Origin of the sequence: Pseudomonas paraeruginosa PA7, from assembly GCF_000017205.1 — a bacterium.
Lineage (GTDB): Bacteria > Pseudomonadota > Gammaproteobacteria > Pseudomonadales > Pseudomonadaceae > Pseudomonas > Pseudomonas paraeruginosa.
Window position 1 is genome coordinate 5,888,094 of the sequence record NC_009656.1, and the last position, 24,371, is coordinate 5,912,464.

The following is a 24,371-nucleotide window of genomic DNA, read 5'->3' on the forward strand; positions in this document are numbered from 1 at the left end:
GCGCGGATCGAAGATGTAAAAAGCTGTAAGGAAGTTGTTCGCCGCGCCGCTCAACCGGCCGCTGCGTCGGCTTCGCCGAGGAAGCCGGCGCGGCGCAGGGCCTCGGCGCCGTCGCGGCGCAGGCGGCCCAGGCGTGCGCCCCAGGCCCGCGGGTCGACCCCGGCCGCGCCCAGGGCCTCGCGCTCCAGCTCGCCCAGGCCGGCGCCGAGCGCCACCAGGCCCATGGAGTGGCAGCTTCCGGACAGGCGATGGGCGATGTTCACCGCCTCGGCCAGGTCCGCCTGGTCCAGGGCTTCGGCCAGCAGCGGCAACTGCTCGTCCAGGCTTCCCAGCAGGTTGCCCAGCAGTCCGGCGAGCTTGTGCCGCCCCAGCAGGCGGCGGTGGGTCTCGAGCATTTGCCGGTCCAGCGCGGCGTCCGCCGCAAGCGCAGGCACGCTGGTGCCGACCTCGCCCAGCGCGCGGCGCAGCTCGTCCATCCGCAGGGGCTTGCCGAGCACGCCCTGCATGCCCGCGGCGAAGTACCGACGCACCATGTCCGGCTGGATGCTGGCGGTGAAGGCGAAGATCGGTGTGACGCGGTTCAGGCCGTCGAGTTGTCGGCGAATCCCGGCGCAAAGCTCGAGGCCAGCCATCCCCGGCAGGTGCATGTCCAGCAGGATCAGGTCGAAGCGCCGCTGCCGGCACAGCGCCAGGGCCGGCCCCGCGTCCTCGGCCAGCATCACCCGGTGGCCGTCCCGCTCGAGCAGGCCCTGGGCCACCTCGCGGTTGAGCGCCACGTCCTCCACCAGCAGCACCTCCAGCGCGGACACCGATGCCGCCGGCGGCGTCGCGCCGGGCAAGCTCGCCAGCGCCAGCTCGATCTCGAACCAGAAGGTGCTGCCCTGGCCGACCTGACTCTCCACGCCGATCCGCCCGCCCAGCGCTTCCACCAGCCGCTTGCTGATCGCCAGGCCCAGGCCGGTTCCGCCGTAACGGCGGGTCACGGCGTCGCCGCCCTGGGTGAAGCGCTCGAAGATGCGCTCGTGCATTTCCTCGGGAATGCCGATTCCATCGTCCGCGACGCTCAGCCGCAGTCGCTCGCCTCCTGCGTTGCGCGCCAGCCGCTCGACGCGAACGCGCACCTCGCCGGCCTCGGTGAACTTCACCGCGTTGCCCAGCAGGTTGGTCAACACCTGGCGCAGGAACTGCTCGGCGCCGCGATGGCCGTCATGAACCTGCGGGTCCAGCCACAGGTCCAGCCGCGTGGCGTTCTCCCGCGCCCGCGGTTCGAGCAGGGTGAGGACGTCCTCGAGCAGGCTCCGCAGGGAGAAATCCACCGCTTCCGGCGCATCCGGCGCTTCCTCCAGCCGGGCGAAGTGGAGGACCTCGTTGAGGATCGCCAACAGTCCCTCCCCCGCTGTCGCCAGTGCCCGCAGGCGCTGGCGGTCACGCTCGCCGAGCGATGCCTCGCGCAGCAGCTCGGCCATACCCAGGATGCCGTTCAGCGGGGTACGGATCTCATGGCTCATGGTCGCGAGGAAACGGCTCTTGGCGCGGTCGGCGGCTTCCGCCTGGTCCTTCGCCCGGCGCAGGCTGGCGGTGCGTCGCTCGACCTGTCGGCGCAACTCGTCGCGGTCAGCATCGCGCCGGCGGCGATCGGTGCGCAGGGCCTGGCGCATGTCTTCCAGGGCGGCGGCGACGGCGTCGATCTCGTCGCGTTCGCGGTCCGCCTTGTCCAGTCGCAGCGGTTGTTGCAGGTCGCCTTCGGCGATATGCCCGGCGAACTCGGACATGCGCCACAGGTGCCGGGTGACCAGGCTGTGGAACAGCCAACTGAGAGCCACCGCCAGGCCGCAAAGGAAACTGCCCATCCACAAGAGGCTGGCCAGGCCGCCGGAGGCCAGCCGGCGATAGACCGCCGCCAGGTCGATGGCGATCTCCAGCTCGCCCAGTTGCCGACGCTCGCCCCCCGGCGGCTGGTAGCTCAAGGGAAAGCGCTCGACCCGCAGCATGCCGCGTGGACGCTGGTCGCCCTGCAACAGGTTGAAGTCGGCGCTTTGCAGGCTGACACGGGCGATGTCGGGGAAATCCCCGAGGCCGCGCAACTGCACGTTCAACTGCTCCTGGTTGAGATCCCACAGGCTGCGCTCGAAGCTGGCCAGGTAGCCGCTGCGGATCAGTTCCAGGCGCGCCTCGATCTCGCGCATTTCACGGCGGTATTCGAAGAACAGCTGCACGGCGCCGGCGAGGACGGTGAAACACAGGCTGAACAGCAGCACCCGCCACAACAGGCGCCGCGCCAACACTCCGCCGCGGCCGCTCACCAGGCCTCCGCGCGGTTGCCGGCGAGGCGCCGATAATCGCGCACGCTGTCGTCCAGCCAACGCTGGATGCTGCCGTCGTCGCGATAGCCACGCAGGGCCCGGTCGATCTCGTCCATCTTCGCCGCCAGCGGCGAGTGCCGCGAGACCGCCACCCGCAGGTAGTCCACCGTCAGCGGTTCAGGCAGCGCACGGATGTTCTCGCCGCCGGCCAGGCGCTCGGCGAACAGCGTGCCGGTGCGGCGTTCGTGGGCGATGTAGTCGATGCGCTGGCGCACCAGCTTGCCGAAGTTCTGTCGGCTGTCGGAGACCCATTCGACGTTGCCGTGGCGGCCGACGAAGCGGTCGAAATCCGCCCCGTAGCTTTCGCCGAACAACAACCCGCCGCGATAGCCGGCGAGGTCGCCGAGGGAACGGATGCGCACCGGCCGCTGGCGGTTGTAGAAGATCGCCACGTCCTCGCGCAACACCGGCTCGGCGGAAAACGCCAGGTCGCGATCGCGCGCGGGCGTGCGGTAGGCCAGTACCAGGTCGACCCGTCCGGCGGCGGCGTCCAGCAGGCAGCGCCGCCAGTTGCCCAGTACCACCACCTCGACCCGGTAGCCCAGCGCGCCGAACAGCCGCTTCACCAGCTCCGGCGCCAACCCCCGTACCTGCTGGCCGTCGCTCCAGGAGATCGGCGGGTATACCGGATAGTCGCAATAGCGGATGGTCTCCGCAGCCTGTGCCATGCCGCCCAGCAGCCATCCGCAGAGTGCCAGCCAGCGGGCCTGCATGGCTCAGGCGTCGCTGGCCGCGGCGGTGAACAGGTAGCCGGCGCCGTGGATGGTGATGATCAGTTGCGGTTCGGCCGGGTCGTCGCGCAGCTTGCGGCGCAGGCGGCCGACCAGCACGTCGATGGATCGATCGCTGGGCAGCCACTCGCGGTTGCGGATCTGGTCCATCAACTGGTCGCGGCTCAGGGTATGCCCGCTGTTGCGCAGGAAGGCGCCGAGCAATTGGAATTCGCCGTGGGTGAGCAGCGTCTCGTTGCCCGCGTGGTCGATCAGGCGGCGCCGGTCGGTGTCCAGCAGCCAGTCGCCGAACTGCCTGAGGGCCTGCCGGGCGGGGCCGGCGCTGGCCTGGGCATGGCGCACCCGGCGGATCAGGTTCTTCGCCCGCGATACCAGTTCGCGCGGGTTCAGCGGCTTGATCACATAGTCGTCGGCACCGCACTCCAGGCCGACGATGCGATCGATCTCGTCGTTGCGCCCGGTGATCAGGATGATCCCCACCTCGGAGCGCACCCGCAGCTCGCGGGTCAGGGTCAGGCCGTCCTTGCCGGGCAGGCGGATGTCCAGCAGCACCAGTTCGACCGGCTGGCCGAGATGGGCGCACTCGGCAAGGCAGGCTTCCGCCTGCTCGGCGTTGCCGGCGCAGAGGACGTCATAGCCCTCCTCGCCGAGATAGGCCTGGAGAAGCTCACGAATCACCGGGTCGTCGTCGACCACCAATACGCGCGGAACCATCGCCATCACCTTGCGCCTCCGGCGGGCCGGGGCGTTTCTTGTTCTGGGTTGTCGGACGGTGGGCGGAAGGGGCCGGGGCGCCTTCCGCTGCCAGCAGCAGCCTATCCACTACTGAACGGACGATCAACAAGCTTCCGTCGCACGCCGGAAGCGGCGATGGGCGCCCGCCTCCAGGCCATCCACCCAGGCCTCGCAGATCTGCACGCCCTGCCGCGGCGTGAAGGTCGCGGGATTCAGCCCAGACTCCAGCCACAGCCCGTCGAGCAGGGCGCTGAGGCTGATGGCCGCCAGTTCCGCGTCGAAGTCCGCCCAGCCATCCTCCTCCGCCAGTTGCCGCAGCACGCCGACCAGCAGCGCCCGGTACTCGCCATAGGAGTGGTCGTGGACCCGCCCGATCGCTTCGATGCTGCCCACCGCGCCCCAGAACGCCAGCCAGGCGTCGAGCAATTGCGGATCGAGCAACTCGGCGGAGAAGGATGCCTCGAAGAACGCCGAGAGCCGCGGGCGGGCGCCGCCCGGTGCGGCGTCGATGGCACCGCGGAGCAGGCGCATGACGCGTCCGGTGACCGCCAGGTAGGCCTCGGCCACCAGCGCGTCCTTGCCATCGTAGTGGTGATTGATCAGGCCCACCGATACCCCGGCCTCGGCGCAGATCTTGCGCACCGAGGCGCCCTGGAAGCCATGCCGCTTCAGGCAGGCCAGGGTCGCCTCGATCAGCAGCGCCTTGCGCTGCTCTGGCTCCAGACGGGAAAAGCGCACTTCCTGGTTCATCCTTTCGCGGCTCCTGCTCGTCGCCCGCGACCACCGGCGGGCAGCCCCGATGATCGCAGGTTACGTGGCGCCCGTCTCACTGGCTGGCCCAGGCGTTGAAACGCTCCTCCAGCTCTTCGCCGTGCTCGACCCAGAATTCGTCGTCCATCGCCAGGCCCTGCTCCAGGTTCGCTGGCGCGGTCGGCACCCAGCTCGCCAGGCGCGCAGGCAGGCGCTGGGCGGCCTGGCGATTGGTCGGCCCGTAGGGAATGTTCTCGACGTAGCGCACCTGGGCCTCCGGGGAATTGGCGAAGGCGATGAAGCGGCGCGCCTCGGCGACCCGTTTCGAGCCCTTGACCACCGCCCAGTAATCCATGCCGTACAGGCTGCCCGGCCACACCAGCGCCAGGTTACGCCCCGCGCGGTGGGCGTCGGCGATGCGCCCGGTGTAGGTGGAGGTCATCACCACGTCGCCTGCGGCCAGCCACTGTGTCGGCTGCGCTCCCGCCTCCCACCACTGGATGTAGGGCTTGAGCTGGCCCAGCTTGGCGAAGGCACGCTCGACCCCGGCGCGGGTCGCCAGCGTCGGGTAGACCTGCTCGCGCGGTACGCCGTCGGCGAGCAGGGCGAATTCCAGGTTGTAGATCGCCCGCTTGCGCAGGCCACGCTTGCCGGGGAAACGCTGCACGTCCCAGAAGTCGGCCCAGGAGGCCGGCGGCTGTTTCAGCCGGTCGGCGTCGTAGCCGATCGCCACGCCCCAGACCAGGGCGGCCGAGCCGCAATCCTGGGCGGCATTGGCGATCAAGCGCTCCTCGCCGCCGATGGCCGCCCAGTCCAGGCGCTCGAACAGGCCGTCGTCGCAACCGCGCGCCAGGTCCGGCCCCTCGACCTGGACCAGGTCCCAGTCGGCGTGGCCGGTGTCGGCCATCACCTTGATCCGGGCCATTTCGCCGTTGTACTCGCTTTGCACCAGGGGAATCCCGGTCTGCTGCGTGAACGGCTGGAAGAACGCCACCTCCTGGGCCTTCTGTCCGGCGCCGCCGTAGCCGACCACCACCAGCCCGTCGGCGGCGCGTAGCGGCGCCACGGCAGCGAGCGACAGCAGGACGGCGCCGAGCAGGACGCGGCAACCGCCGATGGAATGCGAACGAACGCTGGCGGCAGGGCGCAACGCAGGGGAACGGTTCATATGTGCGTCTCCTCTTTGTTCTTGTTGTGGAGTGGATCGCAGCGAGCCACCGGGAGGCAGCCACGGAACAGAAACTAGCCAGTCGATTTTAAAAAAACAAGTTGATTTTTTACTGATGGTAAATTCATATCCTGTTTCTGAAGCGCGCCGCCATAACGACAAGAAGGACGCCAGCCGTGAATTTCCCGCACCTGTTCAGTCCCCTGGAAATCCGGGGCAAACGCCTGAAGAACCGCATCATGTCGAGCGGCCACGACACCTCGATGCCCACCGACAACCGGGTCAACGACCAACTGGTCGCCTACCACCAGGCCCGCGCCCGCGGCGGCGCCGGGCTGATCGTGATGCAGGTGGCGGGCGTGCACGACAGCGCGCGCTACACCTCGCACGTACTGATGGCCACCGACGACGCCTGCATTCCCGGCTACCGGCGGGTCGCCGAGGCCTGCCACGCCGAAGGCTGCCTGGTGCTGTCGCAGGTCTTCCATCCAGGGCGCGAGATCATGGAGTCCGCCGACGGCCTGCTGGCGGTGGCCTATTCCGCCTCGGCCTCGCCCAACGAACGCTTCCGGGTGATGCCCCGCGAACTCGACCAGCCGCTGATCGACGAGATCGTCGCCGGCTACGCCGCCGCCGCGCGCCGCCTGCACCAGGCGGGACTGGACGGGGTGGAGGTGGTTGCCAGCCATGGCTATCTGCCGGCGCAATTCATCAACCCGCGGGTGAACCGCCGCACGGACGGCTACAACGGCGACCTCGACGCCCGCCTGCGTTTCCTCCGCGAGGTGCTGGCGGCGGTACGCGCGGCCACCGCCGAGGACTTCATCGTCGGCCTGCGCCTGTCCGCCGACGAGCGCGACCCCGAGGGTCTCAGCGAAAGCGAGTCGCTGCAGGCGGCCGAGGCGGTCCAGGGCGAGCTGGACTACCTGCACATCGTCGCCGGTACCTCGGCATCCCTCGGCGGCGCCATCCACATCGTGCCGCCGATGGCCATCGAGCCGGCCTACCTGGCCCGCGAAGCCGGTACCTTCAAGGCGCGCCTGGCGATCCCGCTGTTCGTCACCGGGCGCATCAACCAGCCGCAGGAGGCCGAGGCGATCCTCGCCCGGGGCCAGGCCGACGTCTGCGGCATGACCCGCGCGCTGATCTGCGACCCGCAGATGCCGAACAAGGCCGGGGCCGGGCGCAGCGACGACGTGCGCGCCTGCATCGCCTGCAACCAGGCCTGCATCGGACATTTCCACCGTGGCTATCCGATCTCCTGCATCCAGCACCCGGAAACCGGCCGCGAGCTGACCTACGCAACGCCCAATCCGGCCGCGCGGCGCAAGCGCGTGCTGGTCGCCGGCGGCGGTCCGGCCGGGATGAAGGCGGCGGCGGTGGCGGCACAGCGCGGCCATGAGGTAGTGCTCTGCGAGGCCGGTGCTCAACTCGGCGGCCAGGTCAACCTGGCGCAACTGCTGCCGCGTCGTGCCGAATTCGGCGGAGCTTCCACCAACCTGCAGCGGGAGATGCAACTGGCCGGCGTAGAGGTGCGCCGCAACACCCCGGTCGACCGCGCGCTGGTGGAACGCGAGCGGCCGGACCTGGTGATCGTCGCCACCGGCGCCGAACCCTATTGGCCGCCTTTCGAGCGTGGCGGCGAGCTGCAGGTGGTGGATGCCTGGCAGGTCCTGCGCGGCGAGGTACGGGCCGGTCGCTCGGTGCTGGTCACCGACTGGCGGGGCGACTGGATCGGTCCCGGTATCGCGGAAAAGCTGGTACGCGAGGGCCACCAGGTGCGCCTGGCGGTGAATGGCACCCATTGCGGCGAGAGCCTGCCGCTGTACGTGCGCGACCAGTTGGCCGGCGAGCTGCACCGCCTGGGTATCCCGGTCACGCCCTATGCCCGCCTGTACGGCTGCGACGACGCCACGGTGTACATGCAGCACAGCGCCAGTGGCGCGGCGATGCTGTTCGAGGAGGTCGATACCCTGGTGCTGTGCCACGGCCACCAGCCGGTGGATAGCCTGGCCGATAGCCTGGCAGGCCTGGCGGAGGTGGTGCGAATCGGCGATTGCCTGGCGCCACGCACCGCCGAGGAAGCGATCTACGAGGGGCTCAGGGCCGCCTGGAGCATCTGAGCGGCTTCGCCGGAGCGCCCTCGACGGGTCCCGGCCCAGCCCCTAGAATGCCGCAAACGCAGCCAGGACCCCGCCGCATGCCCCGCCCGTCAACGCCGGACGCCACCGACACGCCGCGCAGCGAAACGCATTTCCTCGGCACCCGCATCCGCGGCCTGCGCAAGCGCCGCGGCCTGACCCTCGCCGCACTGGCGGCGCAGAGCGAGCTCACCGCCGGCTACATCAGCCAGTTGGAACGCAACCTGGCGTACCCGTCGATTCCGGCGCTGTTCAACATCGCCCGCAGCCTGGGCGTGACCATCCAGTGGTTCTTCGCCAGCGAGGCCGCGGTGGACCCGGCGGACGCCGGCTACGTGGTACGGCGCAACACGCGCATGAGCGTGCATTACGAAGACGGCATCATCGACGAACTGCTCAGCCCGCAGCCCAGCCGCCAGTTGGAGATCCTCCATTCGCGCTTCCCGCCGGGCACCTACAGCCAGCAGAGCTACAGCCACGAAGGCGAAGAGGCCGGCTACATCCTCAGCGGGGTCTTTGAACTCTGGGTCGGCGAGCGCCACTTCCAACTGCGCGAGGGCGACAGTTTCAGCTACGCCAGCCAGGAACCGCACCGCTACGGCAATCCGGGCGAGAGCGATGCCGTGGTGCTCTGGGTGATCACTCCGCCGACGTTTTGAAACGCCCTGGCGGGACGCTATGCGATACGCGCAAGGCCGTACGGGGCGAACGCTAACCGGCGCGCCCGAGCAACCGCGCCAGCCCTGCCAGCAGCCGCTCCAGGGCGCCCTGGTTGGCACGCAGCACGCGCTCCCCGGCAGCCGCCATGGCTGCCGCGTCCTCCGGCTGCGCCCACAGGCGCGCCACCCCGTCGGCCAACTGCGGGGCATCGGCCACCTCGGCCAATGCCCCGGCATCGCGCAATTGCGTGGCGATATCGAGGAAGTTGAACAGGTGCGGGCCGCTGAACACCGGCTTGCCCAGGGCGGCCGGTTCCAGCAGGTTGTGCCCGCCGTTGGGCACCAGGCTGCCGCCGACGAAGGCGATGTCGGCCAGGGCGTAGAGGAACAGCAGCTCGCCCATGGTGTCGCCGAGCAGCACCTGGGTCGCGCGTTCCACCGGCTCGCCGCCGGAGCGCCGGACCGTCGCGAAGCCTTCGCGGCGGCATAGCTCGTGGACGCCGGCGAAGCGTTCCGGATGGCGCGGCACCAGGATCAGCAGCGCGTCGGGACGCGTTTCCAGCAGGCGTCGGTGAGCCGCCAGGACGATCTCGTCCTCGCCGGCGTGGGTACTGGCGGCGATCCACAGCGGACGCGCCGTCGCGCCCCACTCGGCGCGCAGCGCGGCGGCGGCGGCCGGCAACTGCGGGTCGATGCGCAGGTCGAACTTGATCGAACCGGTCACGCTGACGCATTCCGGACGTGCGCCGAGGCTACGGAAGCGCTCGGCCTCGGCCTCGGTCTGCACGGCGATCCAGGACAGCTCGGCGAGCATCGGCCGGGTCAGCCCGGCGAAGCGCGCGTAGCCGCGCGCCGAACGCTCGGACAGGCGCGCGTTGGCCAGCGCCACCGGGATCCCGCGCACCGCGCAGGCGTGGATGTGGTTAGGCCACAGCTCGGTTTCCATGATCACCGCCAGGCGCGGCCGTATCCGGTCGAGGAAACGTGCCGCCGCCCACGGCAGGTCGTAGGGCAGGTAGCAGTGCCGGACCTGTTCGCCGAACAATGCGCGGATGCGCTCCGAGCCGGTCGGGGTCATGCAGGTGACGGTGACCGGCAGCTGCGGATGGCGCTCCAGCAGCGCCCGCACCATCGGCGCGGCGGCGATGCTCTCGCCCACCGAGACGGCGTGCACCCAGATGCCGCCGGGCGGCACCTCGGGCAAGGACAGGGAAAAACGCTCGCCGATGCGCTTGGCGTAGGCCGGCGCCTGGCGCGCGCGCCACCACAGGCGCAACGCCACCAGCGGCAAGCCGAGGTGGAACAGCAGGGTATAGAGGGTACGGTTCATGGGCGCGCAGCTTAGCAAAAACTGCCGCCGCCCGGCTCAGCCGATGGCGCGCAGGTGGCGGGTGAAGGCTTCGCCGAGCCAGGCCGCCGCCGGGCCGAGCACCTCGTTGCGCCGCCAGACCAGCTCGACCACCAGTGGCGGCGGCGTCCAGTCGCTGGTCAGCTCGATCATCAGCCGGTCGTAGGTGGGGTACTGCACCACGTGCCGCGGCAGCCAGGCCCAGCCGAGGTTGCGCATCAGCAGCTCGGCCATGGAATAGAAGCTGTCCAGCCGCCAGACCTGCGGGCTGATCTGCTCGCCGCCCGGATAGTCGCTCTGCTGGGGCACGATCAAAAGTTGCCGGTGCTGTGCCAGCTCGCGCCGGCTGACCCGGGGCAGCCCGGCCAGCGGATGGCCGGCGCCGCACACGGTTACCATCTCGACGCTGCCGAGGCGCCGCCGCTCCAGTGACTCGGGCATGCGCTCGTGGTGGAACAGCAGGCCGAGGTCGGCCTGCTCCTCGAGCAAACGTCGGGTCACGTCGCCCTGGCCGCCGCTGGCCACCTGTACCTCCAGCCTGGGAAAGCGCTGCGCCAGCGCTTCCAGGCTGTCCAGCACCGGCTGGTAGGGCATTGCCTCGTCCTGGGCCAGGCGCAGCCGCGGTTCCTCACCGCGCGCCAGCCCCAGCGCGCGCCCCTGCAGGCGCTCGCACTGGCGCAACACCTCGCGCGCCTCCGCCAGCAGCACCCGGCCCTCGTCGGTCAGGCGCGGCTGGCGTCCGCTGCTGCGTTCGAACAGGGTGACGCCGAGGTCCGCCTCCAGCAGCGCGATGCCGTTGCTCACCGCCGACTGCACCCGCTTCAGTTCGCGGGCGGCGGCAGAGAACGACTGGCGCTCGGCGACGCTGACGAACAGGCGGATCTGCTCCAGGCTCCAGTGCATGACCTATCTCCAATCCAGATAGGTAACGACTTTATCCCATCCGCCGGCTCCCTAGAATGGCCACAGTTTCCGGAGGGCCTCGCCATGACCACCTATCTCTACCTCGCCATCGCCATTGCCGCCGAAGTGGTCGCCACCACCTCGCTGAAAGCCGTCTCCGGCCTCAGCAAACCGCTGCCGCTGCTGCTGGTGGTGGGCGGCTACGTGGTCGCCTTCAGCATGCTGGTACTGGTCATGCGTACCCTGCCGGTAGGGGTGGTCTACGCCATCTGGTCGGGGATGGGCATCGTTCTGGTCAGCCTGGTTGCGATGTTCGTCTACGGCCAGCGCCTGGACCCGGCCGCCCTGCTCGGCATCGGCCTGATCATCGCCGGCGTGCTGGTGATCCAGCTGTTTTCCCGCGCTTCGGGCCACTGAACGACCGTCGCGGGCGCAGGTTGTATACTGCGCCCTTTCCGTTTCCGATAAGGCAGCCCCATGCCCCAAGCCCTTTCCACCGACATCCTCATCGTTGGCGGCGGTATCGCCGGCCTCTGGCTGAACGCCCGCCTGCGCCGGGCCGGCTACGCCACCGTACTGGTGGAAAGCGCCAGTCTCGGCGGCGGGCAGAGCGTGAAGTCGCAGGGGATCATCCACGGCGGTGCCAAGTACGCTCTGCATGGCGCCCTGACCGGCGCCTCGGAAGCCATCGCCGACATGCCGCGGCGCTGGCGCGCCTGTCTCGGCGATGACGGCGAACTCGACCTGCGGGGCGTGCGCCTGCTTTCCGAGGCGCACTACCTGTGGTCGCCGGGTGGCCTGGCCGGCAGCCTGACCAGCTTCTTCGCCAGCAAGGCGGTGCGCAGCCGGGTCGAGCAGGCCAAGGGCGACGATTTGCCGCCGGCATTGCGCGACAAGGGGTTCAAGGGCAAGGCCTACCGCCTCACGGAAATCGTCTTCGACGTCCCCGACCTGATTCGCCGCCTGGCGGAACTGGCCGGCGACAGCCTGCTCGCCGGCCAGCGCATCGAAGCGCTGCGCGAAGGCGAGGAGCTGGCCGGCTTGCGCGTCGACGGCCGTGAGATCCGTGCCCAGCGCGTGGTGCTCAGCGCCGGTGCCGGCAACGAGGCGCTGCTCCGCGAACTGGGCCTGGAACAACCGGCCATGCAGCGGCGGCCGCTGCACATGGTGATGGTCAAGGCGAAGACCCTGAAGCCGCTCTACGCCCACTGCCTGGGCGCAGGGCCGAAGCCACGGATCACCGTGACCACCCATCCGACCCGCGATGGCCAGGCGGTCTGGTACCTCGGCGGCGATATCGCCGAAGCCGATGGCGTGGCCCGCGACGAAGCCGCGCAGATCGCCGAGGCGCGGCGCGAGCTGGCAAAGCTGCTGCCCTGGATCGACCTCGGCCAGGCGCGGTGGGCGACTCTGCGGGTGGATCGCGCCGAGCCGGCGCAGTCCAACCTGTTGCGCCCGGACAACGCCTTCCTCGCCGAACAGGGACGCCTGCTGGTCGGCTGGCCGACCAAGCTGGCGCTGGCCCCTGACTTCGCCGACCGGGTCTGCGCCCGCCTGGAAGAAGACGGCATCCGCCCCAGCGAACATGCCGCGCTGCCGGAACTGCCGCGTCCGCCGCTCGCCGAGCCGGCCTGGGAGGTTGCCTTCCAATGATCAAGGATACCCTCCACCACCTGCACCGCGCGCTGGGCGACACCGGCCTGACGGTCTCGCCGCTGGGCCTGGGCACCGTCAAGTTCGGTCGCGACCAGGGCGTGAAGTACCCTTCCGGCTTCACCATCCCCGACGACCGCGAAGCCGCCGACCTGCTGGCCCTGGCCCGCGAGCTCGGCATCAACCTGATCGACACCGCGCCAGCCTACGGGCGCAGCGAGGAGCGCCTCGGCCCGCTGTTGCGCGGCCAGCGCGAGCACTGGGTGATCGTCAGCAAGGTCGGCGAGGAATTCGTCGACGGCCGGTCGCACTTCGATTTCTCCGCCGCGCATACCCGGCGCTCCGTCGAACGCAGCCTGAAACGCCTGGAGACCGATCACATCGAGCTGGTGCTGGTGCATTCCGACGGCAACGACCTGGATATCCTGGAGAACAGCGAGGTCTACCCGACCCTCGCCGCGCTCAAGCGCGAGGGCCTGATCGGCGCCTACGGGCTGTCCGGCAAGACCGTAGAGGGCGGCCTGGAGGCCCTGCGCGAGGGCGACTGCGCGATGGTCACCTACAACCTCGCCGAACGTGCCGAATTGCCGGTCATCGACTACGCCGCCGCCCACGCCAAGGGCATCCTGGTGAAGAAGGCGCTGGCCAGCGGGCATGCCTGCCTGGACGCCGGCCAGGACCCGGTGCGCGCCAGCTTCGAACTGGTGTTCGGCCAGCCCGGCGTCGGCGCGGCCATCGTCGGTACCATCAACCCGCTGCACCTGGCCCATAATGTCGCGATGGCCGCGCAAGCCCTGAAAAAGACCTGAGCGATACATCGGCTGCAACAACCGCGGGTTGACACTCGCGGTGCATTCCGTTGCCATGTTCCTCCCGAACGAGCCGAACCCTGCCTGCCGCCCTCACCTTCCGGTGGCCGGTGCATCGAACGAGAGCCTCCGTCCCGCCCCGGCGCGATGACCCGAGAAGGAGTCCCGTATGCCCCGAATGCTCGCCCGCAAGGACCCGTCCGCCTTCAAGACCCTGCCGCTGCTGGTGGAGGCCACCCCGGACGGCCTGGTCTACCAGGCCCTCGGCCTGCCACTGAACTTCCAGCAGATGCTCGGGCGCCGCCGGCGAATCGAGGTCGCCGACCCGCAGCGCTTCGTCGCCGAGCTGGCCAATCTCGGCGTCTCCGTGCGCCTGACCCTGAACTGGCAGGGCCGCGACTACTGGGTGCTGGTCCGCCAGCGCCGCCTGGATCGCGGCGATACCGTGCTCAAGCTGATCTCCGGCTACGTGCCGGCACACGAATTGAACCTGCCGTTGCTCACGGCGATCCAGGAGGTCGCCGAGGAGTGCCTGGTGGAGACCGCCGGCGGCTGGCTCGGCGGGCGCTTCGGCGATACCTGGCTGCCGACGCCCTACCAGGGCTCGCTGCGCTACCGGGAGAACAGCCACTTCGTCCTCACCCCGCTGTCCGGCGCCGCCCGCCCGGTGCAAGCCGGCAGCCTGCGCCTGCTGGAACGCCCCCGGGCCTACGTGCACCTGCCCACGGCCTCGCTGCAACTGGTCTATGACATGCGCCTGGAACTGCCGCGCGATGCGCGCGAGCCGAGCCTCTACCATGTCGACGAGCGGCTCGAGAGCGGTCCGTTGGTGGCGCGCCTGGATCGCCGCCGCCCGGACCTGTACCTGTTGCCGCTGGCGCAGGGCCGCCCCAGCGGCGAGCTGTTCACCCTGCGCAAGGGCCAGCTGCGCCCGGCGGGCACGCGCGGGCTGTGGCTGGCCGAGAGCTTCGCCGTACAGGACGGCTGGCTGGTGCGCGAGGAGCGCATCCGCTTCCGCGACTGGCTGGCGCTGTGGCCCTCGGACGACGGCGACCAGGGCGGCGCGCGTGACCGCGCCAGCGCCTGAGGCCACGCCAGGCCGCCCGGCCCGGACCTACTTCAGCTGGCTGGACGACTTGCCCAGCAGGCGCCGGGCGACGATCAGCAGTTGGATCTGCTGGGTGCCTTCGAAGATATCGAGGATCTTCGAGTCCCGCGCCCACTTCTCCAGCAGCTCCTCCTCGGCGTAGCCGAGGGCCCCGGCCAGCTCCACGCACTTCAGGGTGATCTCGTTGGCCACCCGCCCGGCCTTGGCCTTGGCGATGGACGCCTCCTTCGAGTTGGGCAGCTTGTTGTCGGCCATCCACGCCGCCTTCAGGGTCAGCAGGCGCGCCGCCTCCCATTCCGCCTCCAGCCGATAGAGGGTCGCCTCGGCGTGGCTGACGACGAGCAGCGGCTTCCTGTAATCGAACTTGCAGCCGGCCTTCTTCAGTAATTCGCGGGTCCGGTCCAGCGCCGCCTTGGCCACCCCGACGGCCATCCCGGCCACCAGCGGGCGGGTATTGTCGAAGGTCTCCATGACCCCGGCGAAACCCTTCTGCACGTCGACCTCGGCGTTGCCCAGCAGGTTCGCAGCCGGCACCCGGCAATCATTGAAACTGATCGAAGCGGTATCCGAAGCCTTGATCCCGAGCTTCTTCTCCAGGCGGGTGACGGTCATCCCCGGCGTGCCCTTCTCGACCACGAAGGACTTGATCGCCGCCCGCCCCAGGCTACGGTCCAGGGTGGCCCAGACCACCACCGCGTCGGCCCGCTCGCCGGAAGTGACGAAGATCTTCTCGCCATTCAGCACATAGTGGTCGCCATCCTGGGTCGCGGTGGTGCGGATCGCCGCCGAGTCCGAGCCGCAACCCGGCTCGGTGATCGCCATCGCCGCCCAGGTACCGCCGAAGCGCTGCAACTGCTCCTCGTTGGCCACCGCGGCGATCGCCGCGTTGCCCAGGCCCTGGCGCGGCATGGCCAGGAGCAGGCCGACGTCGCCCCAGCACAGCTCCATCACGCCGAGCAGCGCCGACAGGTTGCCGCCGTTCTTGATGCCTTCCTCTACCTGCCTGCCGGCGCGCTTGCTCGCCGAGGTCGCGCCGACCGCCTCGGGCGAGCCGCTGTTCATGCCATCCAGCAGGGCGGCGAGCAGGTCCAGCTCCTTCGGGTAGGCGTGCTCGGCCTTGTCGTACTTGCGCGAGATCGGCCGGAAGTAGTTCTCCGCCACCTGATGCGCCTGGTTGGCCAGGCTGCGGAATTTCTTCGGGGTTTCCAGGTACATGTCGGTTCCTCGTTCACTCGCCGCGGCGGGCCGCGCGCTCGCTCGGGTTCACAGGTGCAGGCCGCCGGCCATCAGCGCCACTGCGCGCAGGTCGCGGTACCAGCGTTCGGCCGGATGTTCCTTGGTGAAGCCGTGGCCACCGAGCAGTTGCACGGCGTCGGTGCCGATCTTCATCGCCTTCTCGGCACAGAGCAGGCGCGCCAGGTAGGCCTCGCGATGGAACGCCTGGCCGCGCTCGGCCAGGGCGCAGGCGCGCCAGACCATCAGGCGCATGGCATCCAGCTCGATGGCGATGTCGGCGACCATGAAGGCCACGCCCTGGCGATGGCTGATCGGCTCGCCGAAAGCCTCGCGCTCGTTGCAGTAGGCGATCACGTAGTCCAGCGCCGCCTGCCCGGTGCCCAGCGCCAGGGCGCACCAGGCCAGGGCCGCGTGGTCGAGGAAAGCCTGGTAGTCGAAATGCTCGGCGGCCAGACGGTTGCCCGCCGGCACCTTGACGCTTTTCAGGCGCAACCGGGCGGTGCCGCCTGCCTTCAAGCCCATCGCCGGTTCGGCACGCCGCTCGACTCCCTTGGCCGAAGCCTCCACCAGGAACAGCGCGGGGCCGTCATCGGTGTTCGCCGCAACGATCAGGCGGCTGGCCTCCAGGCCCCGCAGGACCAGGCATTTCTCCCCGGAAACGAGGTAGTGGCTGCCCTTGCGCCGGGCACGGGTGGCCGGCTTGCGCGGATCGAACAACAGGCTCGGCTCGTTGACCGCGATGGCGGTGAGCGGCGCGCCCTCCTCGCTGACGAACGCCAGCAGCCACTGCGCCTGCTGTGACGGACTGCCCCAGCGGCGGATGCAGTTGGCTGCCGACAGTGGCACCAGCAGCGCCGCCGCCAGCGACAGGTCGCCCTTGGCCAGGGCCTCGGCGATCAGCGCGGTGGTCACGGTGGTGCGCTCGCCGGCCATGCCGCCGTGCACCTCGCCCACGCCGTAGTGGGTCAGGCCCAGCTCCAACGCCTGGTTGAGCAGCTCCGCCGGCAGGCTGGCCTCGGCGTCCGCGTCATGAGCCAGCGGACGCAGCACCTCCAGGGCGAAGCCTTCGAGCATGTCCACCAGCATCTGCTGGTCATCGGAGAAAGACAGGTCGAACAATCCGTCCGGATCGGCCTTGCGCGGCCCCTTCGTCTGCTTCGCCGAGCGCTCGCTGGCCAGGCGGAAACCGGTGCGGCTGCCGCTGTAGAGCAGTTTCTCGAAGGGTTTGCGGAGATTGAAACGGTCCGGCCAGTCGGCCTGGGCGACGCGGTTCAGTACAGCCAGGGCACGGCCCTGTACATCGGTGCTCATGGGCATCTTGCTCCACGCAGGATGGGATGCCCGGATCATGCGCCGCCGCATGGGCAGCGCCTATGACCGTCTCGCCGAAGGGAGTTGTCAGGCCAGCCAGTCATCCGCCAGGGGCGACCGGCCGGGGAAAGGCTCAGCCTTTCTGGCGGATCTTCTCGACGATGGCGGTGGTCGAGCTGTTCTCCACCAGGCCGAGCACCCGTACCTCGCCGCCGTAGGCCTTGACGATCTGCGCGCCGACCACCTGCTCGACGCCGTAGTCGCCGCCCTTGACCAGCACGTCCGGGCGGACCTGCTCGAGCAGGCGCTCGGGGGTGTCCTCGGCAAAACTCACCACCCAGTCCACCGCGCCAAGCCCGGCGAGCACCGCCATGCGCCGGTCCACCGAGTTGATCGGCCGGCCGGCGCCCTTCAGACGGGTGACCGAGGCGTCGTCGTTGACCCCGACGATCAGGCGGTCGCCCTGGGCGCGCGCCTGTTCGAGGTAGGTCACGTGGCCGGCATGAAGAATGTCGAAGCAGCCATTGGTGAAGACGATCTTCTCGCCGTGGGCGCGGGCGTCCTCGATCGCCAGCAGCAATTGCTCCAGGCCCAGCACGCCACGCTCGGAACCCTGCTCGCGCTGCACCGCGCGACGCAGTTCGGGCGCGCTGATCGCCGCGGTACCGAGCTTGCCGACCACGATGCCGGCGGCCAGGTTGGCCAGGCCCACCGCGGACGGCAGCTCCTCGCCGGCGGCAAGCGCCGCGGCGAGGGTGGAAATCACCGTATCGCCGGCACCGGTGACGTCGAACACTTCCCGCGCCCGCGCCGGCAGGTGCAGGGCCGGCTGGCCATGGCGGAGCAGGGTCATGCCATGCTCGCCGCGAGTCACCAGCAACGCGCCGAGCTCCAGCTCGCTCATCAGCGCCTGGCCCTTGGCGACCAGCTCGGCCTCGTCGGCGCAGCGGCCGACGATGGTCTCGAATTCGGACAGGTTCGGGGTGATCAGGCTGGCACCGCGATAGATGGCGAAGTCCTTGCCCTTGGGATCGGCCAATACCGGGATATTGCGAGCCCGGGCCGCCTGGATCAGCACCTGGTGGTTCTGCAGCGCGCCCTTGCCGTAATCGGACAGCACCAGCACCTTGACCTGGTCGAGCAGCGCCTCGACGTCCAGCGCCAGGGCCGCAGCGTCGGTTCGGAACGGTTCTTCGAAATCCACCCGCAGCAATTGCTGGTGACGGCTCATGACCCTCAGCTTGACGATGGTCGGCTGGCTGTCGATGCGCTGGAAACGCGCGTCCACGCCGGCGGCCTTGAGGCTGTTGGCCAGGCTGTCGGCAGCCTCGTCGCGGCCGGTGACGCCGACCAGCAAGGCCTGGGCGCCCAGCGCGGCGATGTTCAGCGCGACGTTGGCGGCGCCGCCGGGACGGTCCTCGTGCTGTTCGACGCGGACCACCGGCACCGGCGCCTCCGGCGAGATGCGCGAAGTCGCGCCATGCCAGTAGCGGTCGAGCATCACATCACCGACCACCAATACCGGGGCCTGGTCGAAACGGGGCATGGACAACTTCATGGGAACTCCAGAAAACAACCTCTCGGGGCAGACGCCCAGTTTATCAGCCGACAGGCGCCGGCGCCTGCTCATCCAGTCCCATCGCGTGCAGCCGCGCATAGTGGCCGTTCTGCGCCAGCAGCTCGGCGTGGCTGCCACGCTCGACGATATGCCCCTGGTCCATCACCAGGATCAGGTCGGCCTTCTCGATGGTCGACAGGCGGTGAGCGATCACCAGGGTGGTGCGTCCTTTCATCACCTCGTCCAGCGCCGCCTGGATGTGCCGCTCCGATTCGGTGTCCAGCGCCGAGGTGGCCTCGTCGAGGATCAGCAGCGGTGCGTCCTTGAGCAGCGCCCGGGCGATCGCCAGGCGCTGGCGCTGGCCGCCGGAGAGCAGCACGCCGTTCTCGCCGACCTCGGTATCGAAGCCCTGCGGCAGGTTGTCGATGAACTCCTTGGCGTTCGCCGCCTTCGCTGCCCGCTCGATCTGCTCGCGCGGCGCGCCGGCGAGGTCGCCATAGGCGATGTTGTTGGCCACGCTGTCGTTGAACAGGGTGACCTGCTGCGTCACCAGGGCGATGTGGCGACGCAGGTTGCGCAGACGATAATCCTCGATCTCGACGCCATCCAGGAGAATCTGCCCCTCATTGTGCTGATAAAAGCGCGGAACCAGATTCGCCAGGGTCGACTTGCCGCTACCGGAGCGGCCGACCAGCGCGATCATCTGCCCGGGCTCGGCGACGAAGCTGATGTCGTCCAGCACCTGCTTGTCGGTGCCCGGGTAGCGGAAGCTCAGGTTGCGTACCTCCAGGCGCCCGCCGACCCGCTCCTTCTCCACGGTGCCCCGGTCTTCCTCGGGGACTTCGTCCAGTTGCTCGAAGATGCTTTCCGCGCCGGCGACGCCGCGCTGCACGGTCGAACTGACCTCGGAAAGCTGGCGGATCGGCTTGGGCAGCAAGCCAGCCGCGGTGATATAGGCGACCAGGTCGCCCGCCGAGGCATCGCCACGCAACCACAGCACCAGGAACATCAGCACCGCCATGGCGACATAGATCACCAGTTGCAGCATCGGCGTGTAGACCGCGCCGGTCTTGGTCATCCGCAATTGCTTGTCGGTGTTGCTCTGGCTGGCGTCGAGGAAGCGCTTTTCCTCGTAGGCCTCGCCGCCGAAGCTGCGCACCACGCGGTAGCCCTGGATGGTTTCCGAAGCGACGTGGGTGACGTCGCCCATCGCCACCTGGATCTTCTTGCTCTGCTTGCGGAACTTGCGGCTGGCAGTGGTCACCATCACCGCGATCAGCGGCAGGATCGCCAGCATCACCAGGGTCAGCTTCCAGTTCATCCACAGCAGGTAGAGGAACAGGAAGACCACGGTCAGGCCTTCGCGGATCACTACCTTGATCGCCTCGGTGGCGGCGCCGGTGACCATGGTCACGTTGAAGGTGATGCGCGAGATCAGGTGGCCGGAGTTGTGCGTATCGAAATAGCGGTTCGGCAGCACCAATAGCTTGTTGAACAGCGCCACCCGCAGGTCGTGCACCAGGCCGAGGGAGACCTTGGCCAGGAAGAAGTTGCCGAGGAACGAACCCAGGCCCTGCCAGGCGGCGATCAGGATGATCAGCAGCGGCACCGCGTAGACCAGGTGCAGGTCGCGCAGCCAGGGCCATTCCACGTTCGGAAACAAAGCCGCGTCAGGATTGGACAGGCCGTCGACGAAATACTTGAGAATGCCCGCCAGCATCGGCTGGGTCGAGGCGAAGATCAGGAAACCGACGATGCTGAGTAGGAACATTCCGATGTAGGGCTTCACGTAGCCCAACAGGCGGAAATAGATCTTGAGACTGGAAGGTCCGGGATTCTGAGGACTATCGCTCATGGTTTCTTACATGCTGAAAAGGTCCCGGAGTGTAGCACAGGACGTCCATCACTCCGCCCGGGGGGCGTGTTGGGGTAAGATGGCGGGCCGTTCGTTCAGGAGCTCGCATGCGAGTCATAGACTACCCCTCCTACTTGCAGTTGCGTGACAACGCAGAAGTGCTGGAAGCCGATGGTCATGGGGACAAGGTACTGCGTCTGCGCGACGGGACCTTCCTCAAGCTGTTTCGCCGCAAGCGACTGATTTCCTCCGCAGCCCTGTTCCCCTACGCGGAACGCTTCGCCCGCAACGCCAGCGAGCTGGCACGGCGCGACATCGTCTGTCCGAAGGTGCTGGACGTCCTGCGGATCCCGCAGATCCAGCGCGACGCGGTGCATTACGAACCACTGCCGGGGCAGACCCTCCGGCAAGTGGATCGCAACGACCCCGCGCACGGCGACGAAGTACGCACCCAACTGGGCGAGCTGATCGCCACGCTGCACGCCAGGGGCGTGTATTTCCGCTCGCTGCACCTGGGCAACGTGGTGCGTACCCCGGAAGGCCGCATGGGCCTGATCGACATCGCCGACCTGCGGGTCCAGCGCAGCGCCCTCGGTGCCACCCAGCGCATCCGCAACTTCAAGCACCTGCTGCGCTACGAGCAGGATCGAACCTGGTTCCTCGACGACAGCGAGCACCTGGTGCTCAAGGCCTACCTGCGCAGCAGCCAGTTCCACTGGACACTCGAGCAGCTACTCAAGCAACTGCAACTGGATTGAGCAAGGAATGTTCGCAATCACCCGACTGGCCCGCCTTCGCCACCCCACCAGCCATGCGCTTAGCCACTGGATCCTGCCCCTCGGCTGGCTGGCCCTGCTCACGGGTATGTTCTGGATCGGCGACCGCTCCGACTACCACCGCCTCTTCTATATCCTGCTGGCGGCGCCGACGCTGCTGTACGTGATACTGCAACCACGACTGCTTCGCCCGCTGGCCGGCTCGCCGCTGTTCATCGCCTTCCTCGCCTTCAGCGGCTACATGATGCTCAGCCTCTCCTGGTCGACCCCCGAGAACTCCACCGGCTCGTTGCTCAAGCGCCCTCTGTATATCGCTCTCCTGTTCTTCTGCGCCGCCATCCTGGCGCTCGAGGCTCCCCGGCGCCTCAGGACCGCGACCTGGCTGGCGGCCGTGGGAGCGCTCGTCTCGGCCGTTGTAACCCTGCTTCAGTATCACTGGGACGCCAGTCCGCTACGTCTTACCGGCTATGGCGCCCTCTACAATCCATTGCTGAGCGCTCATGTCTATGGCGCGTTCACAGCCCTGTGGCTGGTCTACTGGATGCAGTCTCGCCACGTCCTGGCGCCCTTGCCACTGCTTTCGCTGGCAGTTCTCGGCGGCCTTCTCGTGGCTACCGGCTCGCGGACCCCCCTGGTCGGACTCGCAGCCAGCCTGGTCTGGCTGGTCCTGGCCGGAGACAGGAAAAAAAGCCTCATCGCCCTCGCACTGGCCGTCGCCGGAGCGTTATTGGCCTATGTTCTGTATCCGGAGGCGATCATCCAGAGGGGAGCCTCCTTCCGCCCGGAAATCTGGGCCGACGCCCTGCGCCAGATCGGCGAGCATCCGTGGCTCGGGCACGGATACGATCACCCGATGCGCATCGCCCTGAGCAACGGCATGCTGCTCGCCGATCCGCACAACATCGAGTTGGGCGTGCTGTTCGCCGGCGGGATCATCGGTCTCCTGCTGTGGCTGGCAATCTACGCCCTGGCCTTCGCCTTCGCCTGGAAGAACCGGCAATCTCCCGCCGTTCTGCTGGCTTCGACCTGGCTGGTGTTCGGCCTGGCTTCCGGCCTCACGGAGGGCAACGCCTTCCTGCCCCGCCCCAAGGAGCACTGGTTCCTGATCTGGATTCCATTGGCCCTGCTGTACGCCCTGTGGGTGCAGAAAAGCGCCCGCGACAAAAACGAAACCGCCTCCTGAGGAGGCGGTCCGGGTTCATCCGAGCTAGGAGAAGAACAGCCGCGCGATGCCGCGGAAGGTCTTTTCGTTCCAGTACTTCAACGGCAAGCCGGAAAGCAGCTCCCGGGCCAGCACCTTGTCCCGGTTCGAGCACTTGAGGAACATCGAGTTGCGGAAACGCATGATCACCTGCTCGTAGTCGGGGTGATCGCTGAACTGACTGTAGGTCTTGAATACGTTGTCCACCATGAAACGCACGTTCTTGTACGTATTGGTGGGATGCTTGCGGTACTGGGCCAGGACTTCGCCGAGAATATCGATGACATAGCCGGCCCTGGTCACCGCCAGCTCGATGTAGACGTCCTCCAGGCGGATGTCCGGATCGAAGCCGCCGGCCTTCTCCAGGGCTTCCCGGCGGAACATCAGGGTAGGCGCCATGGGTCCCGGCTTGCGATCGAGGAACAGGTCGTCGAAGTCGAGGCGGCGGAACGGCAGGTCGCGCTTGCGCTGCTCCTTTCCCGGCATGACCCGGCCATTGGAGTCGATGATCTCGATATTGCCCGCGCAGATGCCCACCTCGGGCTTGCCATGCAGGTGCGCCACCTGTTTTTCCAGGCGTTGCGGCAACATGATGTCGTCCGAGCCGAAAGGCACGATGAGATCGCCCCGGGCCCTGGCGATCGCTTCGTTGAGCGTTCTCGACAGCCCCTGGTTCTGCTGGACCCTGAGATCGAAGCCGTACTTCGCCTGGAGGCCGCGCAGGAGTTCGACGCTGCCATCGCTGGAGCCATCGTCCACCACCAGCAGCTCCACGTTGGAGTACGTCTGCGCAGCCACGCTGGCGATGCTCGCTTCGATGTACTTTTCGTGGTTATAGGAAGCGATGATCACGGAAACCAATGGCTGCGAGCCATCATCGACGAGCGCCATAATCTACAACCTTAATTGTCCTTCACGTCCCCACACAAAGCGCCAGACATCCATGAGCGATCCTGCGATCTTCATCGGTCTTTCACCTCCCCCCAGCCCGCGAAAAACAAGCTGAACAATAGCAAACACGCCTGAAGCCCCGGCTCTTCGCGGCCGCTGTCTTCAGGTAAAAATACGCCGCCAGGTACTCTCCAGCCACCCGGGGTTCTCCGCTGCACGCAACGCGGGACGCATGGCCTCGACGATACTCTGACCGACAGCGGCGAAGCTGAATCGTTCGATGGCCAAAGCCTGGCCGCTTCGTGCGATCCGCTCGGCAAGGGCCGTATCCAGGCGCAATATCGCGAGCTTTTCCTGGATGTCCGCCACCGAGCGGTACAGCACGATATTCTCCATGTCCCGGAAACCCAGGGCCTCGTTTTCCCGCTCGCCCTGGTCGAAAGCCAGCAGCACGCAGCCGCAGGCCATCGCCTCGAAGTTCTTGATCATGTATTCGCCCATGCCGACGTCGGCACTGACGAAGAAGCGGATGCGATTGAGCGTCCGCAGGTATTCCTCGCCGGACCTGGTCTTGGTCACCAGAAGGTTCTCCACCTTGCCCAGTTCGTCGAGCAAGGCCTTGCGTCCACTGTAGGCCACGCTGCCGGTGCTGCCGACGAAGGCCAGCTCGATATCGCGCTCGAGCTCCAGGTCATGCAGCAGGGTCTGGTCGTAGCCCTTGGGCACGAACACGGCGTCGAAGCCCTCCTCGCGCAGGCGCTCGCTGACGGTATGGCCGGAACTGATCACCCGCGCCCAGGGCAGGCGCCGGTAATGGGCGCTGAACTTGCCGGTGTACTTGCAGGGAATGTAGTTCTGGTAGGCGTCGTGTTCGAGGATCACCAGGTTGGGCACGCTGCGGATGAAACGGACCTGGCGCATTTCCTTCTTGAAGCGCAGGAAGAACAGGATCCGGTCGTAGCGCGAGACGTCCACATGCTTGCGAAAATACCCGCGCAGGTCGGCCTGCTCTTCGCTGCTCAGCCAACGGGTGTCGCATTCGCAGTGGGCGGCGATGCCGTCGTACAGGCGGTCCAGGATCGCACGCTGCTCTTTCTGCACCAGAAACAGAACTTTCATCAGACCTTCATCCTCACGGCCGCCACGCGACAGCATGGCGGCTCGAACATACCTGG

At 68.1% G+C, this 24,371-nt stretch carries 21 protein-coding genes; 8 read left to right on the forward strand and 13 right to left on the reverse strand.

Features of this window, described 5'->3' with window-relative positions; all coding sequences use genetic code 11:
- Positions 1-50 precede the first annotated feature (50 nt).
- The 5 genes from PSPA7_RS27270 to PSPA7_RS27290 all read right to left on the reverse strand — a co-directional run bounded on the left by PSPA7_RS27270 (position 51) and on the right by PSPA7_RS27290 (position 5,747).
- Entirely contained in the window at positions 51-2,303 is a 2,253-nt protein-coding gene (locus PSPA7_RS27270; protein WP_012077669.1) for an ATP-binding protein, read from the reverse strand.
- On the reverse strand, positions 2,300-3,076 hold the full coding sequence (locus PSPA7_RS27275; protein ID WP_012077670.1) for a substrate-binding periplasmic protein: 777 nt from the start codon (positions 3,074-3,076) through the stop codon (positions 2,300-2,302). The genes PSPA7_RS27270 and PSPA7_RS27275 overlap by 4 nt, the downstream gene beginning before the upstream one ends.
- A gap of 3 nt (positions 3,077-3,079) precedes the next feature.
- A complete protein-coding gene (aruR, locus tag PSPA7_RS27280) occupies positions 3,080-3,814 on the reverse strand; it encodes a two-component system response regulator AruR (protein ID WP_079262215.1) in 735 nt (244 codons plus the stop codon).
- Positions 3,815-3,931: 117 nt separating this feature from the next.
- Entirely contained in the window at positions 3,932-4,579 is a 648-nt protein-coding gene (locus tag PSPA7_RS27285) for a TetR family transcriptional regulator C-terminal domain-containing protein (RefSeq protein ID WP_012077672.1), read from the reverse strand.
- A 76-nt stretch (positions 4,580-4,655) separates the two neighbouring features.
- Positions 4,656-5,747 carry an ABC transporter substrate-binding protein gene (locus PSPA7_RS27290; RefSeq protein WP_012077673.1) on the reverse strand — a complete coding sequence of 364 codons (1,092 nt, stop codon included), beginning with the start codon at positions 5,745-5,747 and terminating at the stop codon, positions 4,656-4,658.
- A 176-nt stretch (positions 5,748-5,923) separates the two neighbouring features.
- Between PSPA7_RS27290 and PSPA7_RS27295 the strand changes: the two genes are divergently transcribed.
- Complete coding sequence (locus PSPA7_RS27295; RefSeq protein ID WP_012077675.1) at positions 5,924-7,870, forward strand: oxidoreductase; 1,947 nt, start codon at positions 5,924-5,926, stop codon at positions 7,868-7,870.
- A gap of 77 nt (positions 7,871-7,947) precedes the next feature.
- The gene (locus PSPA7_RS27300; protein WP_003155522.1) at positions 7,948-8,547 is read left to right on the forward strand and encodes a helix-turn-helix domain-containing protein; all 600 of its coding nucleotides are present in this window, start codon (positions 7,948-7,950) and stop codon (positions 8,545-8,547) included.
- A 52-nt stretch (positions 8,548-8,599) separates the two neighbouring features.
- Here PSPA7_RS27300 and waaA read toward each other — a convergent pair whose 3' ends face one another.
- The gene (gene waaA / locus PSPA7_RS27305) at positions 8,600-9,877 is read right to left on the reverse strand and encodes a lipid IV(A) 3-deoxy-D-manno-octulosonic acid transferase (RefSeq protein WP_012077676.1); all 1,278 of its coding nucleotides are present in this window, start codon (positions 9,875-9,877) and stop codon (positions 8,600-8,602) included.
- A gap of 36 nt (positions 9,878-9,913) precedes the next feature.
- Entirely contained in the window at positions 9,914-10,798 is an 885-nt protein-coding gene (locus PSPA7_RS27310; protein ID WP_012077677.1) for a LysR family transcriptional regulator, read from the reverse strand.
- Between the two features lie 84 nt (positions 10,799-10,882).
- On the opposite strand from PSPA7_RS27310, the gene PSPA7_RS27315 reads away from it, so the two are divergent.
- From PSPA7_RS27315 to PSPA7_RS27330, 4 genes are all read left to right on the forward strand, one after another.
- Positions 10,883-11,215, forward strand: coding sequence for a DMT family transporter (locus tag PSPA7_RS27315; RefSeq protein WP_012077678.1), 333 nt, complete (start codon positions 10,883-10,885; stop codon positions 11,213-11,215).
- Positions 11,216-11,275: 60 nt separating this feature from the next.
- Entirely contained in the window at positions 11,276-12,451 is a 1,176-nt protein-coding gene (locus PSPA7_RS27320) for an NAD(P)/FAD-dependent oxidoreductase (RefSeq protein WP_012077679.1), read from the forward strand.
- The gene (locus PSPA7_RS27325; RefSeq protein WP_012077680.1) at positions 12,448-13,260 is read left to right on the forward strand and encodes an aldo/keto reductase; all 813 of its coding nucleotides are present in this window, start codon (positions 12,448-12,450) and stop codon (positions 13,258-13,260) included. Before PSPA7_RS27320 ends, PSPA7_RS27325 begins: the two co-directional genes overlap by 4 nt.
- Positions 13,261-13,429: 169 nt before the next feature.
- On the forward strand, positions 13,430-14,347 hold the full coding sequence (locus PSPA7_RS27330; RefSeq protein WP_012077681.1) for a hypothetical protein: 918 nt from the start codon (positions 13,430-13,432) through the stop codon (positions 14,345-14,347).
- A 27-nt stretch (positions 14,348-14,374) separates the two neighbouring features.
- On the opposite strand, the gene PSPA7_RS27335 is transcribed toward PSPA7_RS27330, so the two are convergent.
- From PSPA7_RS27335 to msbA, 4 genes are all read right to left on the reverse strand, one after another.
- Positions 14,375-15,583 carry an acyl-CoA dehydrogenase family protein gene (locus PSPA7_RS27335; protein WP_012077682.1) on the reverse strand — a complete coding sequence of 403 codons (1,209 nt, stop codon included), beginning with the start codon at positions 15,581-15,583 and terminating at the stop codon, positions 14,375-14,377.
- A gap of 48 nt (positions 15,584-15,631) precedes the next feature.
- Complete coding sequence (locus PSPA7_RS27340) at positions 15,632-16,921, reverse strand: acyl-CoA dehydrogenase family protein (RefSeq protein ID WP_012077683.1); 1,290 nt, start codon at positions 16,919-16,921, stop codon at positions 15,632-15,634.
- A 127-nt stretch (positions 16,922-17,048) separates the two neighbouring features.
- On the reverse strand, positions 17,049-18,473 hold the full coding sequence (gene hldE / locus PSPA7_RS27345) for a bifunctional D-glycero-beta-D-manno-heptose-7-phosphate kinase/D-glycero-beta-D-manno-heptose 1-phosphate adenylyltransferase HldE (RefSeq protein ID WP_003156834.1): 1,425 nt from the start codon (positions 18,471-18,473) through the stop codon (positions 17,049-17,051).
- 43 nt (positions 18,474-18,516) lie between these two features.
- Entirely contained in the window at positions 18,517-20,328 is a 1,812-nt protein-coding gene (msbA, locus tag PSPA7_RS27350; protein WP_012077684.1) for a lipid A export permease/ATP-binding protein MsbA, read from the reverse strand.
- Positions 20,329-20,435: 107 nt separating this feature from the next.
- Here msbA and PSPA7_RS27355 point away from each other — a divergent pair, with 107 nt between their 5' ends.
- Together PSPA7_RS27355 and PSPA7_RS27360 are read left to right on the forward strand one after the other, a co-directional pair.
- Complete coding sequence (locus PSPA7_RS27355) at positions 20,436-21,086, forward strand: BUD32 family EKC/KEOPS complex subunit (RefSeq protein ID WP_012077685.1); 651 nt, start codon at positions 20,436-20,438, stop codon at positions 21,084-21,086.
- Between the two features lie 7 nt (positions 21,087-21,093).
- Positions 21,094-22,287 (forward strand): O-antigen ligase family protein, encoded by a 1,194-nt coding sequence (locus tag PSPA7_RS27360; RefSeq protein WP_012077686.1) that lies wholly within the window; start codon positions 21,094-21,096, stop codon positions 22,285-22,287.
- Positions 22,288-22,311: 24 nt separating this feature from the next.
- Here the strand turns inward: PSPA7_RS27360 and wapR are convergent, their stop codons facing one another.
- Together wapR and PSPA7_RS27370 are read right to left on the reverse strand one after the other, a co-directional pair.
- Positions 22,312-23,196 (reverse strand): alpha-1,3-rhamnosyltransferase, encoded by an 885-nt coding sequence (gene wapR / locus PSPA7_RS27365; protein ID WP_003157001.1) that lies wholly within the window; start codon positions 23,194-23,196, stop codon positions 22,312-22,314.
- A 162-nt stretch (positions 23,197-23,358) separates the two neighbouring features.
- Positions 23,359-24,315, reverse strand: coding sequence for a glycosyltransferase family protein (locus PSPA7_RS27370; RefSeq protein WP_041025535.1), 957 nt, complete (start codon positions 24,313-24,315; stop codon positions 23,359-23,361).
- Positions 24,316-24,371 lie beyond the last annotated feature (56 nt).

Bases quoted from the DNA above. Each gene is read 5' to 3' on its own strand.
- PSPA7_RS27275 (WP_012077670.1), bottom strand. From the start codon at position 3,076: ATGCAGGCCCGCTGGCTGGCACTCTGCGGATGGCTGCTGGGCGGCATG.
- aruR (WP_079262215.1), bottom strand. From the start codon at position 3,814: ATGGCGATGGTTCCGCGCGTATTGGTGGTCGACGACGACCCGGTGATT.
- PSPA7_RS27285 (WP_012077672.1), bottom strand. From the start codon at position 4,579: ATGAACCAGGAAGTGCGCTTTTCCCGTCTGGAGCCAGAGCAGCGCAAG.
- PSPA7_RS27290 (WP_012077673.1), bottom strand. From the start codon at position 5,747: ATGAACCGTTCCCCTGCGTTGCGCCCTGCCGCCAGCGTTCGTTCGCAT.
- PSPA7_RS27300 (WP_003155522.1), top strand. From the start codon at position 7,948: ATGCCCCGCCCGTCAACGCCGGACGCCACCGACACGCCGCGCAGCGAA.
- waaA (WP_012077676.1), bottom strand. From the start codon at position 9,877: ATGAACCGTACCCTCTATACCCTGCTGTTCCACCTCGGCTTGCCGCTG.
- PSPA7_RS27310 (WP_012077677.1), bottom strand. From the start codon at position 10,798: ATGCACTGGAGCCTGGAGCAGATCCGCCTGTTCGTCAGCGTCGCCGAG.
- PSPA7_RS27315 (WP_012077678.1), top strand. From the start codon at position 10,883: ATGACCACCTATCTCTACCTCGCCATCGCCATTGCCGCCGAAGTGGTC.
- PSPA7_RS27320 (WP_012077679.1), top strand. From the start codon at position 11,276: ATGCCCCAAGCCCTTTCCACCGACATCCTCATCGTTGGCGGCGGTATC.
- PSPA7_RS27325 (WP_012077680.1), top strand. From the start codon at position 12,448: ATGATCAAGGATACCCTCCACCACCTGCACCGCGCGCTGGGCGACACC.
- PSPA7_RS27330 (WP_012077681.1), top strand. From the start codon at position 13,430: ATGCCCCGAATGCTCGCCCGCAAGGACCCGTCCGCCTTCAAGACCCTG.
- PSPA7_RS27335 (WP_012077682.1), bottom strand. From the start codon at position 15,583: ATGTACCTGGAAACCCCGAAGAAATTCCGCAGCCTGGCCAACCAGGCG.
- PSPA7_RS27340 (WP_012077683.1), bottom strand. From the start codon at position 16,921: ATGCCCATGAGCACCGATGTACAGGGCCGTGCCCTGGCTGTACTGAAC.
- hldE (WP_003156834.1), bottom strand. From the start codon at position 18,473: ATGAAGTTGTCCATGCCCCGTTTCGACCAGGCCCCGGTATTGGTGGTC.
- msbA (WP_012077684.1), bottom strand. From the start codon at position 20,328: ATGAGCGATAGTCCTCAGAATCCCGGACCTTCCAGTCTCAAGATCTAT.
- PSPA7_RS27355 (WP_012077685.1), top strand. From the start codon at position 20,436: ATGCGAGTCATAGACTACCCCTCCTACTTGCAGTTGCGTGACAACGCA.
- PSPA7_RS27360 (WP_012077686.1), top strand. From the start codon at position 21,094: ATGTTCGCAATCACCCGACTGGCCCGCCTTCGCCACCCCACCAGCCAT.
- wapR (WP_003157001.1), bottom strand. From the start codon at position 23,196: ATGGCGCTCGTCGATGATGGCTCGCAGCCATTGGTTTCCGTGATCATC.
- PSPA7_RS27370 (WP_041025535.1), bottom strand. From the start codon at position 24,315: ATGAAAGTTCTGTTTCTGGTGCAGAAAGAGCAGCGTGCGATCCTGGAC.